Raw genomic sequence first — 18,351 nt, forward strand, 5'->3', positions numbered from 1 at the left:
TATGCACTTAATTGAAATGGAATTATACGGCTTTAAGTCCTTTGCCAAACGTACCCGAATTCAATTTTCCGAAGATATTACCGCCATCGTAGGCCCTAACGGAAGTGGTAAGAGTAATATAGTGGATGCGATTATGTGGGCTCTCGGCGAATCCAGCGTAAAACAATTGCGTGGAAATAAGATGGAAGACGTTATCTTTAGCGGCACCGATCGGCAACAAGGGGTTAATTATGCAGAGGTCGTCCTCACTTTCGACAATAAGGACGGCTTTTTTGATTTACCTTATGAAGAACTTTCCATCTCCAGAAAATATTTTCGATCCGGAGAGAGTCAATACGCTATTAATAAAAAACGAGTGCGTCAGAAAGATATTCGCGAAATTTTCCTCGATACGGGTATAGGCAAAAACGGATATTCTTTTATCGGTCAGGGACAAATTGATGAAATTCTGTCTACTCGTCCCCAAGATCGTCGCCATGCTTTTGAAGAAGCGGCGGGCGTATCGAAATATAAACTTCGGAAAGAAGAAACGGTTCGAAATTTAACGAAAACATCTGATCACATCGATCGAATCGACGATATTTATTCCGAGCTATTAAGTCGTCGCGAGGAGATGGAAGAGCGGAAAGAAAAAGCCTTGGCTCTAAAAGCCCTCCAAAAAGATTTTCACCTTTATACTTATGCCCTCGCTCTTCGCGAGTCGAAAACTTCATATGAAAAGCGGGAAAAAATCACTGAGTCCTTGAAAAAGATTGAAAGGGAGCGAGACGAAGAGCGTTCCATTTTTAGTGCCAAAGAAAGGGAACAGAAAGCTTTAGAAGAAAGTTTGGAGTCTTTCACCAATAGAGAAACGCAACTTCGCGATGATCTTTTAGAACTTGTACAGAAGAAAGAACAACTTTCAGGTCTTTTACAATTAAAACATGAGCAGCAGGAGAGTTTAGCGGGCCGTATTTCCCATGAAAAAGCAAGGGCGGAACAATTTCGAAATGAAACCCGAAATCTCGAAGAGGAATTGAATAAAATTGATGCACTCTTAGAAGAAGCCAAAAAAAACCGAGATGAAAAGCAGGAGGAAATCGCCGGTATAGAAGACTCTCTCGAAAAACTGAGAGAAAGAGTAAGTTTACGAGACGAGGGAGAAAGAAGTCGTCAAGCGAAAGAGGATCAATTGAGAGATCGTCGCCACGATGCCGAATCACGTAAACAGGCATTGGATTATTTGCTCGCCGAACGTCGTGAACGCTTGGACAGATTAAATGAGCGAAAAGGTCAGTTGGACGGCGAGCACGAAGCTTTAAAGCTATCTTTAAATGATTATTCGGCAAAAGATGAGGCTCTGAAAGAGAAACTGAAAGTTCTCGGCGATAAAACCGCAAACATACAAGATCATCTTAATGATTCAAAAGAAGGCATTGCGGCCCTCGATAACGAGGTCATGCCACTCAGACTGAAGATAGAATCCCTATTGCGCGAGAGAGATTACCTCGTTAGGCTGAAAGATAATCACGAGGGGTTTCAATATGCCGTCAAGCAATTTTTAAAGTCCTATGATTACGAACATTTTGCTCATTCTGTCGTAGGGCCGGTAGCGGAATCCTTTGTTATCGATCCCGATTACGCACTGGCTGTTTCAACGGCCCTTGGTTTTAGCGGTCAAAATATTATTTTAAAAGATGATCGCCATATCGGCGATATTCTCGCTTATTTAAAACGTAAAAAGTTGGGACGCATAACATTTCTGCCCATTAATAATTTAAAGATTCGCTCCGTAGAAAGAGGACTCGAACAGCAGAGCTCTGTCAGTTTCAAAGTAGCATCGGACTGTATTCAATGCAACGAGGAAATTCGCCCTGTGGCACTTCATTTACTCGGGCGTATTTTACTCGTTGAAAATGCAGAAGACGGAAAAAGGCTGGCTAAAGATTTAAACTACAGATACCGCATCGTTACGAAGGAGGGGGAAGTATTCCAGGCCGGCGGCGCCGTCACGGGCGGTCAGTCGAAAAATACTTCCGTCGACCTGTACAACCGGGACGGAGAAATAGCGAAAAAAGAGCGGGGAAAAAAAGCGGCGGAAAAAGAACTCCGTCTTTTAGAGAGTCGACGGGAAGAAATGATTCGAGATCTGCAAAAGAGTGAAGAAAATCTCCGAGATTCCATTGCTCAATTTAAAGATCAGGAAGCGGCTAAGCATAAAATAGAAGAAACTCTTCGTAGATTAGCTTCATCCATAAATAATAGCGTGGATCAAGTCGCATCCATTAATAGCGAAGTTAAAAAAGAGAAAGAAGCTATAGCAAGAGATAACGCGGAGTGCGAAGAAAAGCAGTCTATTTTGGAGGACATCGATAACGATCTGGCTGCCTTATGCCAGGTTTCGGGAGCTGAAGATAGCGCTTTAACTGAAGAGTTGGAAACGATGCGCGATTTGCTTACTGAAGAGAAAGTGGTGCATCAAAAGCTTATTGCCCGTTGTCGCGAAACAGAGATCGAGCGAGATCAATCGAAAGGACGTCTTAACTATTTGCAGAAAGAAATAGAAACTGCACAAGCCAATATAGATGAAATAAGCGGAGAGCTTCATAAGGTAAAATTGATAATCGACGAACAGTCTCCGAAATCGGATACACTAGAAGAAAGAAAATCATCTTTAGAGAAAGAGTTGGAAAAGCTCCACGACGATTACGGCCTAAGCCGTCAAGAACTCAAGGATTTAGGCGACGAGCTCAATATATTGAGAGAATCCATTTTCTCGAAAGAAAAAGAATTGGTGAGTTTAAATAATCGCCTTGAAGATGCAGAAAAAGCTTATGCTGATTCGACCGATCAATTACAGACCATGGAAACTCCTGAAGAGCTCGAAAAGATTGAGAATGAATCTATAACGAGTTTGCGACAAAAATCGAAGAAACTATCCGATGAAATTAACATTATCGGGCCTGTTGACGGGGACGCTCTCGAGCAATACGAAGAGTGGAACGATCGGGTGAGCTTCCTATCGAATCAGAGAGAAGATCTTCTACTTTCTAAGGAAAAGCTGGAAAAAATGATTCGTCAACTGGATAGGGAAATGCGCAAGCAATTAGACGAAGCGGTGGTCTTAATTAACGGCTACTTTAATGATATTTTCAAGCAACTTTTCCAAGGCGGGGAAGCTTCTTTGGCTTGGGAAGAGGGAGATATATTAGAGGCGGGCATTTTAATTTCCGCTCGTCCTCCCGGAAAAAAACTCCAGTCTTTAAGTTTGCTATCCGGAGGGGAGCGGTCTATGACGGCCGTAGCTCTTTTATTCGCTCTGTTGAAGATGCGTCAATCTCCCTTCTGTATCGTAGATGAAATCGACGCAGCACTGGACGACGCCAATATTAGGCGCTATTCGCATTATGTAAAAAATATCGACGATATGCAGTTTATAATGATTACCCACCGTAAACAGACCATGGAAATGGCCAACCAGCTTTACGGCGTCACAATGGAAGAGAAAGGAATTTCCAGAATTTTATTCTTAGAATTAGAGGAGGTCGAAAAACATGTTGGAGTGGCTGAAAAAGAAATTCAATAAAAACGAAGAGGATGTTGAAACAAAAGAAGAGACTGGCAAGGAAGAAGCGGAAGTATCCGACGAGGTTCAAGATGAACCTGAAGCTGTAGAAGCTGATACCAAAGAATCTGATGAATCTTTAACGAAGGAAACCGAAATTGTCGATCCGGAGACAGAAGCTGATGAAGAAATTAAAGAAGAGACTAAGAAAGCTCCCGAAGAAAATTTAATCACGGAAAAATATTCTTTTGATAATAAAGAAAAAACTGGCGAAACTGTAGCAGAAGAAACTCTCGAAATAGAGGAAGAGCCTTTAGGCGAAGAACAACTGGAGGCTGAAGAAATTGTAGAGTCGAGAAAAGAGGAGAACTTAGTCGATGAAGAAGTTTTTGAAACTACCGAAGACTTTCAAACTCATAAAGTAGAAGAGGAAGTTATTGCGGTCTCTGAAAACGAAGAGATTATCGAGCCAAAGCTTACTTTTGAAGTTGACACTGTTGAAGAATTATCCGAAGAAGATGAAAAAGATTCCGAGGAAGTAAAAGAAGACTTCGTCGATAAGAGTCTTGAATCGAAGGCGGATGAGAACGCGAACGAAAACGATTCAGCAGCGGAATCGGAAATAACTGAATCTGTAGAAGAGGAAGAAAAACAAGAAGAAGAGAAGGTCGGTTGGTTCGGCAAATTAAAAGCGGGGCTCTCCAAAACTCGCGACGATATGAACTACAAGATCAATGATATCTTGGGGAATTACGTGAAAATCGACGAGGATATGATCGAGGACTTGGAAGATCTCTTAATCTCTTCCGATATAGGCATGGAAACTACCATGTTGCTTATCGATAATCTCCGCGACAGTATTCGCGAACAACAAATTCAAGACCCGAATGATGTTAAACCTCTTCTAGCTGAAGAAATTCGAAAGATTTTAGAAAAGAATGAAGAAGACCATCGTTTAAATCTGGATATCTCTCCTTCCATTATTCTGATCGTCGGCGTCAATGGTGTAGGGAAAACTACGACGATCGGTAAACTTGCCCATAGATTAAAGGGCGAAGGTAAATCCGTGCTAATTGCTGCAGCGGATACATTCCGTGCCGCCGCCATCGAGCAAGTGGAAACATGGGGAGAGCGGTCGGGCGTGCCGGTGATCAGCCATAAAGAGGGAGCAGATCCTGCTGCCGTCGTCTTCGATGCTATTCAAGCACAAAAAGCCAGAAACATCGACGTATTGATTTGTGACACGGCGGGACGTCTGCACAATAAGAAAAATCTTATGAATGAGTTGGAAAAAATCCATCGCATTATCGAAAAAGAATCTCCCGACGCACAGAAAGAATCTCTCCTGGTACTCGATGCAACTACCGGTCAAAACGCTATTTTACAAGCCAAATCTTTCGACGAGGTAACCCATTTGACGGGAATTGTATTGACCAAGCTGGACGGTACGGCGAAAGGCGGCGTGGTGCTTCCCTTGACTCAAGAGCTGGATATTCCCATTAAGCTAATAGGTGTGGGAGAAGGCATGAACGACTTACAAGAATTCTCGGGAAAAGATTTCGCAGATGCGCTTGTAAATATAGAATAAAAAACTAAATTATTCGTTAAAACAGAATACTTTACGTAGAAATATGGTAAAACAAAAAAATAAGAGTGGGAGGTGCATATGCTTATAACAAGACCTGCGTGGCTGGAAGTGGATCTCGATCAAGTGAAGCATAATATCGAAGAGATTAAGAGTCATTTAAAAGAAAATACGGATATTATTTCAATCGTTAAAGCCGACGCCTATTCCTTTGGCGCGGTAGAAATAGCCAAGACAATGGTAGATAGCGGCGTCAATCATTTCGCCGTGGCATCGGGGAACGAAGGTATTTCTCTCAGAAAGGCATTGCCCTCTGTCGAAATACTCGTTTTAGGCTTTACTCCGAGAGAAGTAGCCGACAGTATGATTGAAAATAAGATCGACATGGCCCTTTATCGATTGGACGTGGCGGAAGAGCTAAACGATCTCGCGGGACGCATGGGCAGAAAAGCCGGCGTTCATATCGCCGTAGATACGGGAATGAACAGAATAGGCTTTAAGCCCTGTAAAGAAGGCGTAGATGCCGTAGAAGCTATCAGTAAAATGGATCATATCGAAATAAAAGGTATGTTCACACACTTTGCCAAAGCGGACAGCGATCCGGAGTTTACGAAAAAACAATACGAGCGCTACGATTGGTTTGTTCAAGAGCTTGCCAAACGCGATATATATTTAAAGCGACATGTATCAAATTCTCACGCTATTATGAATTTTAGAGAATTCGACCTGGAGTACGTTCGCCCGGGTATTATTCAATACGGAACAACGGAAGGAGATCCGGCGGGGAAAGATTACGATGTACGTTTCATCGCCCAACTAAAGGCCGACATCGCCCATGTCAAAACAATCGGTCCCGGAGAAGGCATCAGCTACGGCCAGATTTATACAACTGATCGCGAAACCAAGGTCGCTACTCTTCCCATCGGCTATGCCGACGGGATGGAAAGATCCATGTCTGAAAAATTTGACGTATTGGTAGGTGGTAAGCGCTGCCCGCAAATCGGCAGAATTTGCATGGATCAAATGATGGTAGATGTAACCGGCGTCGACTGTAAGGTGGGCGATGAGGTCGTCATCCTCGGCCGCCAAGGCGACGAAGAGATCACCGTTGAGGAGCTTGCCGAAGCGAATAATGAAATCCCTACATCTTTCTGTACTCACTTTAAAAAGCGCTTGCCGAAAGTCTATATTAAGGGCGGTAAGCGTTATAAAACAGTCGATGAAATTTTAGGAATTGATTATTGACATTAATCTAAAGAGATAGTATAATTCACAGGGTCAAGGATTTAACCTGACCCTGTTTTTTATGGGAGTGATCATGGATAAGACAATACACATCAATGTTTTGCTGGACTTATACGATCAATTATTGAGCGATAAGCAAAAACAAGTGATGGACCTTTATTATCGGGAAGATTATTCATTGAACGAGATTTCCGATATCGTCAACACTTCGAAACAGGCCGTTTCCGAAAATATTAAACGAGGGGAAGCGGCACTTAATTCGTTTGAAGTGTCGTTAAGATTAGCTGAAAAGAATCGTAAATGGATAGAAGATTCCAAATGCATCCAAAAAGAACTGGATGAGTTGAAAGCTTTTTCCGACGATCCTGCTTTTCTTTTGCTTATTCACTCGATAAAATCTCGTATAGATAAGGAGGGATACTATGATATTTGAATCCCTTGCCGACAAATTGCAAGGCACTATCGGAAAGTTGCGAGGTAAAGGAAAAGTTACCGAACAAGATGTCGATGAGGCCATGCGTGAGGTTAAACTGGCACTTTTAGAAGCGGACGTTAACTTTAGAGTCGTTAAAAAATTCGTGAAACGAGTGAAGGAACGTTCCCTCGGATCTGACGTCATGGAAAGCTTAACGCCGGGCCAACAAGTTATTAAAATCGTAATGGAAGAATTGTCCGCGCTGATGGGTGACGACGCCAAAAAAATCGATTTTTCTAAAAATCCGACGGTTATTCTAATGGCGGGTCTCCAAGGGGCCGGTAAGACGACGACTACCGCAAAGCTGGCACGTCTCTTGAAGAAGCAAAATAAAAGACCTTTGCTCGTAGCCTGTGACGTTTACCGTCCGGCAGCTATTAAGCAGCTCGAGGTTTTAGCTTCTCAAATCGATGTTCCCGTTTATACAGAAGGTACCGATGTCGATCCTGTAGAAATTGCTACGAACAGTTTGCGACATGCCAAGGCAAAGGGCAACGATGTAGTGATCATCGATACGGCCGGCCGTCTGCACGTGGACGAAGCCTTAATGGATGAAATTAAAGGCATAAAAGAAGCTACCGATCCTACGGAAGTTCTACTGGTCCTGGATGCTATGACAGGTCAAGATGCCGTGCAAGTAGCTCAATCATTTCACGATGCAGTTTCCATCACCGGCGTCGTCTTAACAAAATTAGATGGCGATGCGCGTGGAGGCGCGGCACTTTCTATTCGATCGGTTACCGATGTTCCGATTAAGTTTATCGCCTTAGGTGAAAAGCTTGATGCTCTCGAGGTATTCCACCCCGATCGCATGGCGAAACGTATCCTGGGAATGGGAGACGTTGTCGGTTTAATCGAGAAGGCGGAAGAATTCGTCGATGAAAAAAAAGCGAAAGAATTAGAAGAAAAAATTCGCTCGCAAACTTTCACATTTGACGACTTTTTGGATCAAATGCAACAAATGCGAAAACTCGGTCCCCTTGAAGATTTACTCGGCATGTTGCCGGGAATGAACAATAAAGCCTTGAAGAATATGAAAATCGACGAGAAGGAATTTGCTCGTGTCGAGGCCATTATCCAGTCGATGACGAAAAAGGAGAGAACACATCCTGAAATTATCGACAGCTCGCGCAGAAAGCGAATTGCTCAAGGCTCGGGCACCGATGTCAGACAAGTTAACGCGCTCCTGAAACAGTTTAAAGATCTTAAAAAGATGATGAAAAAACTGGGAGCCATGGGTGGCGGAAAAGGCAAACGCAAGATGAAAATGCCTTTTCCCTTTTAAACAGAAATTTATGGGAGGAAAGAATGGCGGTAAAAATCAGATTAAAGAGAATGGGTTCTAAGAAAAGTCCTTTTTACAGAATTGTAGTAGCAGAATCCAGAAAACCGAGAGATGGTCGCTTCATCGAAGAGATTGGTTATTACAATCCTTTAACGGAGCCGAAAATCTTAAGGGTTGACGCAGATAAGGCGAACAACTGGATTAAAAACGGCGCTAAACCGACGACGACCGTCGACCGCCTATTCAAAGAAAATGCAGTTTACGAAGCAACCGGTAACTATGACAATACCGATGTTCAAAAGGCAAAACGTGAAGAAGAAAAAGCTCAAGCAGCGAAGGCACGTGCTGAAAGAGAAGCTGAATTAGATCGCCTCGAAGAAGAAGAAAAAGAACGCAAGGCTAAAGAAGCCGAAGCAGCCAAGGCAAAAGCAGAAGCTGAAGCAGCTGCAGCAGCAGAAGAAGAGGCTGCTGAAGAAGCCGATGAAGAAGCTGAAGAAACAGAAGAAGCGGAAGCTGAAGAAGCAACGGAAGAAGCTTAAGTTTCATACACTTGAGGAGGTGAGACTATGGAGGAATTAGTTTGCTACATCGTCTCTAAACTCGTTGACAATCCCGACGCCGTCGAAGTCATTGAAACGAGAGAAGAAGATCGGGTTCATATACAGGTTTATATTGCACCGGAAGATATGGGACAAGTGATCGGAAGACAGGGCAAAATTGCCCGCTCGATTCGAAGCATTATTAAAGCCGTCGGCACTAAAGAACAGGTGATGGTATCGGTGGATTTCGATGAGCGGGAAGAATAAAGTTCTCGTCGGCGAAATCACATCGGCTCATGGTATCCGGGGAATGGTAAAAGTTTATCCCTCAACGGATACACCCGAGCGATTAGCGGAAATTGAGCGTATCTATCTGGGAGAGGAATCATCTCTTCGAGAGATCGAGTCTTCATCGGTACAGAAATCCATGGTGCTTTTAAAAATAGAAGGCATCGACGACAGAAATGCGTCCGAACGGCTGCGAGGCGTAAAACTCTACATTCCCATAGAGGATCGTAAGCCCTTAGAAGAAGGACAATATTTCATCGAGGATTTACTTGAGCTTCCCGTATTTACAACAGATGGGAAGCATATTGGAGAAGTTTCCGATATTATGACGCAACACGTTAACGACATTCTCGTCGTTCGGAAAGACGATAAGGAACACTTGATTCCGTTCGTCCGCGCCTTTATTAAAAAGGTAGAAGAAGATCGTATCGTCGTAGATCCCATTGAGGGGATGCTGTCATGAGGTTTACCGTATTATCTCTTTTTCCCGAGTTTGTGGAAGCTATGGCGGATTATTCCGTTATCGGCCGAGGCGTTCAGTCCGGTCTTATATCTTTGGAATGTGTCGATATTCGCGACTATACCTTGGATAAGCACAATAATGTGGACGATTACGGTTACGGAGGCGGACCCGGAATGGTATTGCAACCGCAGCCTGTCGTGGATGCGATCTTGAAAAATCGCGGTTGGGAAGGGCATGTAATCCATCTTTCCCCGAGAGGTAAGGTTTTGACACAGGAAAAAGTAGAAGAGCTTTCCAAAAAAGAACACATCGTCCTCGTAAACGGACATTATGAAGGTATCGATCAAAGGGTGTTGGACCATTACATCGATGAAGAAATTTCCATCGGTGATTACGTACTTTCAGGTGGAGAATTAGGATCGATGATTCTAATCGATGCGGTAAGTCGTTTAATTCCCGGCGTCTTGAGTAATCAAGATTCTGCAATCGAGGAGTCTCATTCAAGCGGGATTCTGGAACACGGTCACTACACGAGACCTTATAATTTCAGGGGTTATCGCGTACCCGATATCCTTTTAAGTGGAAATCATAAAAAAATTGAAGACTATCGACGAAAAGAGTCTCTCAAGGTGACTTACTTACGTCGTCCCGATCTACTAGGATCGGCTGAACTCTCTTCATCGGATATAGATTATTTGAGAGCATTAAAAAAACAGATTAAGGAGGAGAAAAATGGACATCATTAAATCCATTGAACAAGAACAATTAAAAGACAATGTACCTGAGTTTAAAGCAGGGGATACGGTTGTCGTAAACTACCGCATTATCGAAGGTTCCAGAGAGCGTATCCAAGCTTTTGAAGGTACTGTTATTAAACGTCAAGGTGGCGGCATCGGCGAAACCTTTACCGTCAGAAGATTATCCTATGGTGTAGGTGTGGAAAGAACTTTCCCCGTTCACTCTCCGAGAATTGCGGACATTAAGGTAGTTAAACGCGGTAAAGTACGTCGCGCTAAACTTTACTATTTACGTTCTCGTCAAGGTAAGGCAGCTAAAGTTAAAGAAAAGAAGTTTTAATGTAAATAGGCATTGCGAACGCGGTGCCTATTCTTTGTACATTGAACTAAGAAAGTAGCAGGTGCCATGAAAAAATTATTTACAATACTTGTGGTCTTCGCCCTTCTTTTATTTGGAGGCTTTACCGTAATAAACAAAGCTAAGGGTAGTAATCAATATTCGAAATTTTCCGAGTCTTTTCATGTTATTTACGGAGACCGCGTTTTACCAAAAGAACAGACAATGCGTGAAGACGGTCAATTTTACCTCTCTTTAGAGGCCATAAAGGAAAACTTCGATGATAGCGCTCATTACGACGAAGGAAAAAATGCCGTTGTCTTCAATAACAAATTGGGAGAAAAAATCCTTCCCCTGGACAGCAATGAAGGCAGCATTAACGGAGGTAAAATCGGCCTGCGAGATCCCATTGTCAAAAAAGACGATCATATTTATGTGCCTGTCGAGGCTTTTGTCCACGATTACCACGTTATCATGCACTACAATAAAGATAAAAATGTGTTGCTTATTGACGACCGCAATACGAGTTATGCTACGGGGAAACTTTCCGGAGACGGGGTAAATTTACGTGAAGAAGCCACGACTAATTCACCGATTATGGCGACACTGAAAGCCGACAGTGATCTCATTGTCTTTGGAAAAGAGAACGACTGGTATCATGTACGCGAACGGGACGGCCTCTTAGGTTGGATTCGCGAAGATAATATTTCCGTGGAAACTTTAGACGGTGAATACGTGAAGAAGAGCGATGAGCCGACCTATTCAGCGGTAAAAAAGCCATTGAATATTACCTATGACTACACCTATGCACAAGTAAAAGACAGTGTAGTTCAAAATATTAAGCCCATTGAGGGACTGGATGTCATCATTCCGACTTGGTTTTCCGTTGAAAATGCCAACGGGGACATTAAAGATCGAGGGGATATTCGTTATGTGGAAAATTACGCAAAACTAGGCATCGACACCTGGGCCTATTTGGACAACAGTTTCGATCCCGAGTTGACCCATGCCTTTTTACAAAATGAAGAAGCGCGTAAAAAAGCCGTTGGCTTACTTGTCAATTTGACGAAATCCTATGGCATGAAGGGCATTAATATCGATTTTGAGAATACGAAACTGGAAGACCGCGACGGTATTACCACTTTCGTTCGTGAAGTAGCGGAAGCTGCCAAAGCGGAAAACTTGTTGGTATCCGTATGCGTTACGCCCCAGATTTCTAAAGATGTAGAAGATGAGTTATATGATCGCAAGGCTCTCGCCGAGGTAAGTGATTACGTCGTATTAATGGCCTACGATCAGCACTGGGGTACGTCTCAAAAGGCGGGATCCGTCGCCGAATATAAATGGGTCGAAGGGAATGTTAACTTAAGCTTAAAAGACATTCCTCCGGAAAAATTCATCTTATCCGTTCCCTTCTATGCACGTTTATGGCAGGAGCAGGATTCCAAAATGACGTCTCAAGCCGTAGGTATGAAGACCACGGCGGATTATGTAGCATCTCACAATTTAGAGCCTGTATGGGACGAGGATGCCAAGCAATACGCCATTCAGCAGGAGGTCAACGGCAATTCGGAGAAGATATGGATCGAAAACGGAGATTCTGTCGCATGGAAAGTATCCCTTATGCGGAAGTACAATCTTGCCGGTATTTCATCCTGGCGTCTCGGCTTTGAGACTCCCGATGTATGGACGACGATTCACGATCAATTCGGTAAATATAGATATCCTTATCAATAATTGCAAAAAGCCGATATTTTGATATAATTAGAGTATATGGAATATTAACAAAGGAGTGTTCATGGTACCTGAAACACATAGGATAGTAGCCGGAGGATTGGATCAGTACTTTAAATCCACCTTCGGCGTGGAGCTTGATCAAACTAAGCTTTTACGCGGATCGATCGCTCCCGACATTTATTCGAAATACAAATTTATTCCCCATTACTACGATGAAAGTATCGATTATATCGTCGAAAATATTGTGCGTTTAGTTCCTTATATGTCTGAGATCCTTCTCGACACACCGTGGAGCAAGCTTTTGATTCATGCCATCAGCTATAAAATCGGCGTCATCAGTCACTATCTTTGTGACTATATGACCCATCCTCATGCGCGACGCATTCGCTGCACATCAATGCAGGATCTGAGGGAGCACTTGCTTTATGAGAGAGAATTAAACCGACATGTACGTTCCAACGGCCTGGATCTCGATATGGCAAACGGTGAAGTGAGCCATCCTCTTTTCGTTGAAAGAGAGGAGCTTCGCGTCATGGTAAAAGGAAAGATCGAGTCCGCCGTGGAAACATACCTGGAAGAAAACATCAGCTTTGCAAATGACGCTGCATCGGCATATGGGCTGAATGTTACGATTATGAAATTAGTATGTGAAGCCGCATACGGCTACGCTGTAACGCGACAAGTTCAAATGGCATAACCTGAGAAAAGAAGCGACGCAAAATACGCTCATATACAGCGAGGCGGGATGGTGCAAGCCGCCGATGAGTATTTGCCGAGAACATCTTGGAGGTTCTGTTCTCAAAAGGACAGACGGTATTATCCGTTAACTTATAATAGAGTATGAAGTACTTGAAGTGGTGGCATAGCGAATTTTTCGTCCAAGTGATGAAAAATTCGCTTTTTTTAAGGAGAAAAGATGAGAAACAATTCGGAAGCAACGAAATTTACAATAAAAGAGACGCAAATTGCGATTAAAAGTATAAAAGATTATTTTGAGAGAGATTTGGCCAATACCCTTAATTTAACTCGGGTATCGGCGCCTCTATTTGTACGGCCGGAAACCGGTCTTAACGATAATCTCAGCGGCGTAGAAAAAGCAGTAGGTTTTAAACTGAGAAAATATGACATCGATGTAGAGATCGTGCAGTCATTGGCTAAGTGGAAGCGTAATGCTTTAAAAGTTTATGATTTCGGCTACTATGAAGGGCTTTACACGGATATGAACGCCATTCGGCCCGATGAATTCGTCGACGCTACCCACTCTATTTATGTAGATCAGTGGGACTGGGAGAAAGTTATTCGCAAAGAAGATCGTACGAGCGATTATCTACACTTCATTGTATCCGAAATTTACTCCGTATTTCTCAGAACTGAAACCTATATAAACAGCGTGTATCCATATTTGCTGACGAAAAAATTACCGAGCTCTATTTATTTTATGACGGCTCAGGAATTGGAAGATATGTATCCCGATCTTACGCCCAAGGAACGGGAGGATGCCATTTGTCGCGAAAAAAAGGCCGTATTCTTACAAGGTATCGGCGGTGAGCTTGAAAGCGGCGAATCTCATGACGGTAGAAGCCCGGACTACGATGACTGGGAATTAAACGGAGATATTTTATTCTACAATCCCATAACGGATTCGGCGCTTGAGCTATCGTCAATGGGAATCCGTGTCGACGAGGAAAGTTTAAAGCGTCAATTGGAAATTGCCGATATGACCGATCGTATGGAAATGGACTACCACAAAAATTTAATGGCCGGAGATTTGCCTTACACGGTGGGGGGCGGCATCGGTCAGTCCAGAATCTGTATGTTTTTCTTGGAAAAGAAATCTATCGCCGAGGTTCAAGCCTCCGTCTGGCCGGATTCTTTTATAATGGAAGCTAAGTTACGGGGAGAAGACATATTATAAAATCAGGTGAAGTCTTTTCGTCTTTATGGTAAAATGTTAAACGATAAGGAGGAAAAGCATGTCGCAGAACAGTTTACAATTACAAAATAAAAATGTAGATTTTGTCGATATTAAATCAAAACTGATGCATCGGTTTTTGTACCATTGCGACAGTTCGGCAATGCAAATTCTCCTGAACCTATACGATTTGGAAGAGAGAATTCATAATATTTTTCCTTCCTATGTGTCGATGAAAAATTTAAAGAGGGATATTCTTTATTTTTTAAGAAGAAAAGAAAATCGCTCCCTCTTTGCCGGCAGTTTAACAGACGCCATTTACGATGATGTGAATCGTTTTGAACTCGCCATGTATTTAACAGGCTATAGACAAGGCTTAAATGAAGTAGCCGGAGCCAATGAACTGGAAGTTTTGGCCCTCGATGAATTTGAAATATGCTCTATGTTTGAGAGAAAGATTTTATACCAATATGATCTTTCAAATGAAGCTGTGGAGGCTTTTTATAAACGATGTGTCGCTCGCCACGTTCACGGTTACGGAGAAAGTCTCGTTAAGGAGCAGGCGGCACGCTTTTCGAAGCATATTTTAAAGCGAAAAGTTTATACTTTAAACCATTACGTTGACCGCCAACTGCAGGTAAATTTTCAATCGCCGAAAAATCCATATAGGGAATCGGAATACACTTTGAGCCAGCAAGAGCTTGCAGGTTTAAACCGTAAGCTTAAGAATTTTATATACCGAGACGGATTGCGAATCTATTGTTCCGCTTATTGGTGCGGGATTAATGATCTGGTCTTAAGACGTTATCATCCGTAAGTAAAGGGGCTCGCAAGAGCCCTTTTTTTAAGGAGTTGTATGAGAGTATTGGGAATAGATCCGGGCCTTGCGACCATGGGCTACGGGATCATCGATGTGGAAGGGAATCGATTGAATGCTGTAGAATACGGCACCATCGAGACCTCCAGCAAAACAGAGTATTCAAAACGACTGTATCAATTATATGAAGAATTAACAAATTTAATACGAGACGCCAAGCCCGATGAAGTGGCAATGGAGGAACTTTTCTTTAATAAAAACATTACGACGGCCATATCGGTAGCACAAGCGCGCGGTGTGGAGATTTTAGCTTGTATGCGGGAAGGTTTGGAAGTGTACGAATATACACCCTTACAAGTAAAGCAAGCGATTACCGGTTATGGACGTGCGGAGAAGCGGCAAGTACAGGAAATGGTAAAGATGTATTTACATCTTCCGAAGATCCCGAGACCTGACGATGCCGCCGATGGTTTGGCCATCGCCATCGTCCACAGTCACTCTATGAAAAATAAGCAGAAGTTTAAATTAAAGTAGGTGAAAAATGATCGATCGTTTAATTGGAAAAGTGGTGGATAAAAGACCGGATCACATTGTAGTGCAAACGGGGGGGATGGGCTATGCGGTTTATGTTCCGATTATCGCCATCGGTCGTATTCCTATGGGAGAGAAAACTCTTCTCTATACACACCTGCAAGTGCGGGATGATGCCTTCACCCTCTATGGCTTTACTCGAGAAAAAGATCGAGAACTTTTTCATTTACTTATAACGGTCAGCGGCGTCGGACCGAAAGTGGCCATCGGTATTTTAAGCGGCTATGAAACGGAGTCCATCGTAAGCTTTATTCGAAATGAAGATGTAAAGAGCTTAATGAAGGCGCCGGGTATCGGAAAGAAGACAGCGGAGCGCATTTTACTCGAATTAAAGGATAAACTCACCGGATTTGAAGCGAGTGAGGAGTTTGAGACAGAAGGAGTTGCCATCGCTACCAGTGCCCAGGAGGAAGCCTCCGACGCTTTAATGGGTCTCGGATACTCCGCAAGTGAAGCGAAAAGTGCCGTGGCGGAAGCTGAAGGTGACGATGTGGAAGCAATTTTGAAGTCTGCGCTTAAAAAGCTTTCGAGTAATAGGTAGGGGGGAATATGGAAGAGGAACGTCTGGTCTCTCGTACAATTTTGCCTGAGGAAGATCGAGTAGAAACAGCTTTACGGCCGAGTTTTCTCACCGATTACATTGGGCAGGATGCAGCGAGGGAAAAACTTGAAATATTCATTGAAGCGGCCAAACGCCGGGGAGAGGCATTGGATCATACGCTCTTAAGCGGACCGCCGGGCCTCGGCAAGACAACACTCGCCAATATTATCGCCAATGAAATGGGCGTGAATATTCGCGTGACTTCCGGACCGGCAATCGAAAGGCCGGGGGATCTTGCGAGTATTCTTACAAATTTAGAAGAACACGATGTATTGTTCATCGACGAGATCCACAGAATTCCCCGAACGGTTGAAGAAGTTTTGTATCCGGCTATGGAAGATTATGCGCTGGATATTATCGTCGGAAAAGGTCCGTCTGCCCGCTCATTACGATTGGATTTAAATCACTTTACCTTAATCGGAGCTACGACAAGGTCGGGCCAATTGGCATCGCCTCTTCGAGATCGTTTCGGGGTCTTGTTGAATTTAAAACTATACGATGTGGAAAGTTTGCAGAAGATTTTATTGAGATCGTCTCAAATCCTGAACATTCCCTTAAGCACTACCGGAGCAATGGAAATCGCTCGAAGAAGTCGAGGTACGCCGCGCATCGCCAATCGTCTTTTAAAGCGAATAAGAGACTTTGCGGAAGTATGTAAAGACGGCTTAATCGATGAAGAAGTGGCAAGCGAAGGATTGAAACTTTTAGATGTGGATGCTTTCGGTTTGGACGAGCTGGATCGACGAATTTTAAAGACGATGATTCTCGACTATGACGGAAGGCCTGTGGGGATCGATACGATTGCCGCTTCCATAGGAGAGGAACGTATCACGATTGAAGATGTGTACGAGCCTTATTTGCTTCAGATTAATTTTATTCAACGAACGCCGAGAGGAAGAGTGGCCACTCGCCACGCCTATGATCATTTGGGGATTCCCTTCAGAAAGGACGAGCAATGAGAAAATATCTAGTTTATATTCTGGCGATTTGCTTTTTATTATTCGGCTATGTAGAGAATGGCTTCGCTGCCGGCGAATCTATTCACGTAAAGATCGGCCCCAATCGCTCTTCGGTTACCTTGGCGTCTCCAAAGGGCGTTTATAAAAACGGCCAGTATTTGGGAAACAGTGCGAGATTGACGAGGAGTAATGTTTCGGAGAGTGACGAATTTTCTTCTCCTGCAGGTTTTTTAACTGTTCAGGGAAAAGATTATCGCGGATCTATTCGCTTTATTCCCACAGGAAGTAGCCTGGGCACTGTCAATATTGTGGATGTGGAAGATTATGTAAAGGGCATTATACCGAAAGAAATCGGAGCCTCGACTACAATGGAAGCTCTCAAGGTACAGGCTGTCATTTCCAGATCCTTCGCCTATGCCAACTGGAATAAATTCGAAAAACAGGGCTATAATCTCGACGACACTTCCGCTTCTCAAGCCTATGCAGGTATGAGCGTAGAAACAAAGAACACGAATCAGGCGGTAGACGATACTCGAGGCGAGGTTCTATACTTTGGCAATGAAGTGGCTAACACGATCTTCCATGCCACAAGTGGCGGAGTAACGGAATCGATCGAGGATGTTTGGGGAGGCAATGGTGTTCCTTATTTAAAATCCATGGCGGATCCCTATTCTGTTAAAACCAATCACAGTCAGTGGAAGGCCACATACAAAAAAGCTGAGTTGAACCGTATTTTTCCCGAAATAGGGGATATGCGTGGTATTCGCGTCCTCGAAAGGAGCAGCAGCGGCCGCATTAAGCGCCTAGCCGTCGAAGGTTCGCGGGGAACGAAAGAAATGACGGGCAATCAATTTCGCATGCGCATGGGCTCTATTAAACTCAAGAGTACTCAATTTCAAACGAGCCCCCTTGAGACCGAACCGCAAGTTACGGCAGTTACCGCGATTACAGCAAACGGTACGGCTCCCGTTACACAGCAACACGCCATTACATCTGACGGCCTCGTGGCAGTAGACGTTCAGAATATTTTAACGGCGGACGGTATTCAATCTGTCGAGACACAAGATCAATCTATGGATTCCTATATGACGATTTCGGGCGATACCACTTTCTACGGAAGAGGGTACGGTCACGGCGTCGGGCTTAGTCAGTACGGAGCCATTAATATGGCGGAAAATGGAATGGGCTATCGCGAGATTCTCGCCTATTACTATCCGGGAACCCATATTCAATAGA

Annotated in this window: 17 protein-coding genes and 1 pseudogene; all 18 read left to right on the forward strand. The window is 43.5% G+C overall.

The features are described 5' to 3' along the window. Nucleotide 1 precedes the first annotated feature (1 nt). Complete coding sequence (gene smc, locus PEPTYR26121_RS01695) at nt 2–3,565, forward strand: chromosome segregation protein SMC (RefSeq protein WP_180498589.1); 3,564 nt, start codon at nt 2–4, stop codon at nt 3,563–3,565. Further along, nucleotides 3,534–5,132 carry a signal recognition particle-docking protein FtsY gene (ftsY, locus tag PEPTYR26121_RS01700; RefSeq protein WP_180498591.1) on the forward strand — a complete coding sequence of 533 codons (1,599 nt, stop codon included), beginning with the start codon at nt 3,534–3,536 and terminating at the stop codon, nt 5,130–5,132. Before smc ends, ftsY begins: the two co-directional genes overlap by 32 nt. Before the next feature lie 78 nt (nt 5,133–5,210). Further along, nucleotides 5,211–6,374 carry an alanine racemase gene (gene alr, locus PEPTYR26121_RS01705; protein WP_180498593.1) on the forward strand — a complete coding sequence of 388 codons (1,164 nt, stop codon included), beginning with the start codon at nt 5,211–5,213 and terminating at the stop codon, nt 6,372–6,374. Nucleotides 6,375–6,447: 73 nt separating this feature from the next. Then, nucleotides 6,448–6,807 (forward strand): YlxM family DNA-binding protein, encoded by a 360-nt coding sequence (gene ylxM, locus PEPTYR26121_RS01710; protein WP_180498595.1) that lies wholly within the window; start codon nt 6,448–6,450, stop codon nt 6,805–6,807. Continuing rightward, complete coding sequence (gene ffh, locus PEPTYR26121_RS01715; protein WP_180498597.1) at nt 6,797–8,134, forward strand: signal recognition particle protein; 1,338 nt, start codon at nt 6,797–6,799, stop codon at nt 8,132–8,134. The genes ylxM and ffh overlap by 11 nt, the downstream gene beginning before the upstream one ends. Nucleotides 8,135–8,157: 23 nt before the next feature. Further along, a pseudogene (gene rpsP, locus PEPTYR26121_RS01720) lies at nt 8,158–8,403 on the forward strand (30S ribosomal protein S16); the annotation flags it as partial. 297 nt (nt 8,404–8,700) lie between these two features. Then, nucleotides 8,701–8,940 (forward strand): KH domain-containing protein, encoded by a 240-nt coding sequence (locus PEPTYR26121_RS01725; RefSeq protein ID WP_180498601.1) that lies wholly within the window; start codon nt 8,701–8,703, stop codon nt 8,938–8,940. Further along, nucleotides 8,924–9,424: a ribosome maturation factor RimM gene (rimM, locus tag PEPTYR26121_RS01730; RefSeq protein WP_180498603.1), complete on the forward strand. Its 501-nt coding sequence runs from the start codon at nt 8,924–8,926 to the stop codon at nt 9,422–9,424. The genes PEPTYR26121_RS01725 and rimM overlap by 17 nt, the downstream gene beginning before the upstream one ends. Then, nucleotides 9,421–10,170: a tRNA (guanosine(37)-N1)-methyltransferase TrmD gene (trmD, locus tag PEPTYR26121_RS01735; RefSeq protein WP_180498605.1), complete on the forward strand. Its 750-nt coding sequence runs from the start codon at nt 9,421–9,423 to the stop codon at nt 10,168–10,170. The genes rimM and trmD overlap by 4 nt, the downstream gene beginning before the upstream one ends. Further along, complete coding sequence (gene rplS / locus PEPTYR26121_RS01740) at nt 10,157–10,501, forward strand: 50S ribosomal protein L19 (RefSeq protein WP_180498607.1); 345 nt, start codon at nt 10,157–10,159, stop codon at nt 10,499–10,501. The genes trmD and rplS overlap by 14 nt, the downstream gene beginning before the upstream one ends. A gap of 66 nt (nt 10,502–10,567) precedes the next feature. Beyond that, entirely contained in the window at nt 10,568–12,235 is a 1,668-nt protein-coding gene (locus tag PEPTYR26121_RS01745) for a glycosyl hydrolase family 18 protein (protein ID WP_180498609.1), read from the forward strand. 61 nt (nt 12,236–12,296) lie between these two features. Beyond that, complete coding sequence (locus PEPTYR26121_RS01750) at nt 12,297–12,932, forward strand: zinc dependent phospholipase C family protein (protein ID WP_180498611.1); 636 nt, start codon at nt 12,297–12,299, stop codon at nt 12,930–12,932. 219 nt (nt 12,933–13,151) lie between these two features. Next, nucleotides 13,152–14,150 (forward strand): aspartate--ammonia ligase, encoded by a 999-nt coding sequence (asnA, locus tag PEPTYR26121_RS01755; protein ID WP_180498613.1) that lies wholly within the window; start codon nt 13,152–13,154, stop codon nt 14,148–14,150. Between the two features lie 58 nt (nt 14,151–14,208). Next, complete coding sequence (locus PEPTYR26121_RS01760) at nt 14,209–14,964, forward strand: hypothetical protein (protein WP_180498615.1); 756 nt, start codon at nt 14,209–14,211, stop codon at nt 14,962–14,964. A 39-nt stretch (nt 14,965–15,003) separates the two neighbouring features. Next, nucleotides 15,004–15,498 carry a crossover junction endodeoxyribonuclease RuvC gene (gene ruvC, locus PEPTYR26121_RS01765; RefSeq protein WP_180498616.1) on the forward strand — a complete coding sequence of 165 codons (495 nt, stop codon included), beginning with the start codon at nt 15,004–15,006 and terminating at the stop codon, nt 15,496–15,498. Nucleotides 15,499–15,505: 7 nt separating this feature from the next. Further along, on the forward strand, nt 15,506–16,096 hold the full coding sequence (gene ruvA, locus PEPTYR26121_RS01770; protein WP_180498618.1) for a Holliday junction branch migration protein RuvA: 591 nt from the start codon (nt 15,506–15,508) through the stop codon (nt 16,094–16,096). Nucleotides 16,097–16,104: 8 nt separating this feature from the next. Then, entirely contained in the window at nt 16,105–17,115 is a 1,011-nt protein-coding gene (gene ruvB, locus PEPTYR26121_RS01775; protein WP_180498620.1) for a Holliday junction branch migration DNA helicase RuvB, read from the forward strand. Further along, a complete protein-coding gene (locus tag PEPTYR26121_RS01780) occupies nt 17,112–18,350 on the forward strand; it encodes a SpoIID/LytB domain-containing protein (RefSeq protein WP_180498622.1) in 1,239 nt (412 codons plus the stop codon). Before ruvB ends, PEPTYR26121_RS01780 begins: the two co-directional genes overlap by 4 nt. Nucleotide 18,351: the final 1 nt, after the last annotated feature.

Origin of the sequence: Aedoeadaptatus nemausensis (assembly GCF_903819165.1) — a bacterium.
In the GTDB taxonomy this organism is placed as follows: Bacteria; Bacillota; Clostridia; order Tissierellales; family Peptoniphilaceae; genus Aedoeadaptatus; species Aedoeadaptatus nemausensis.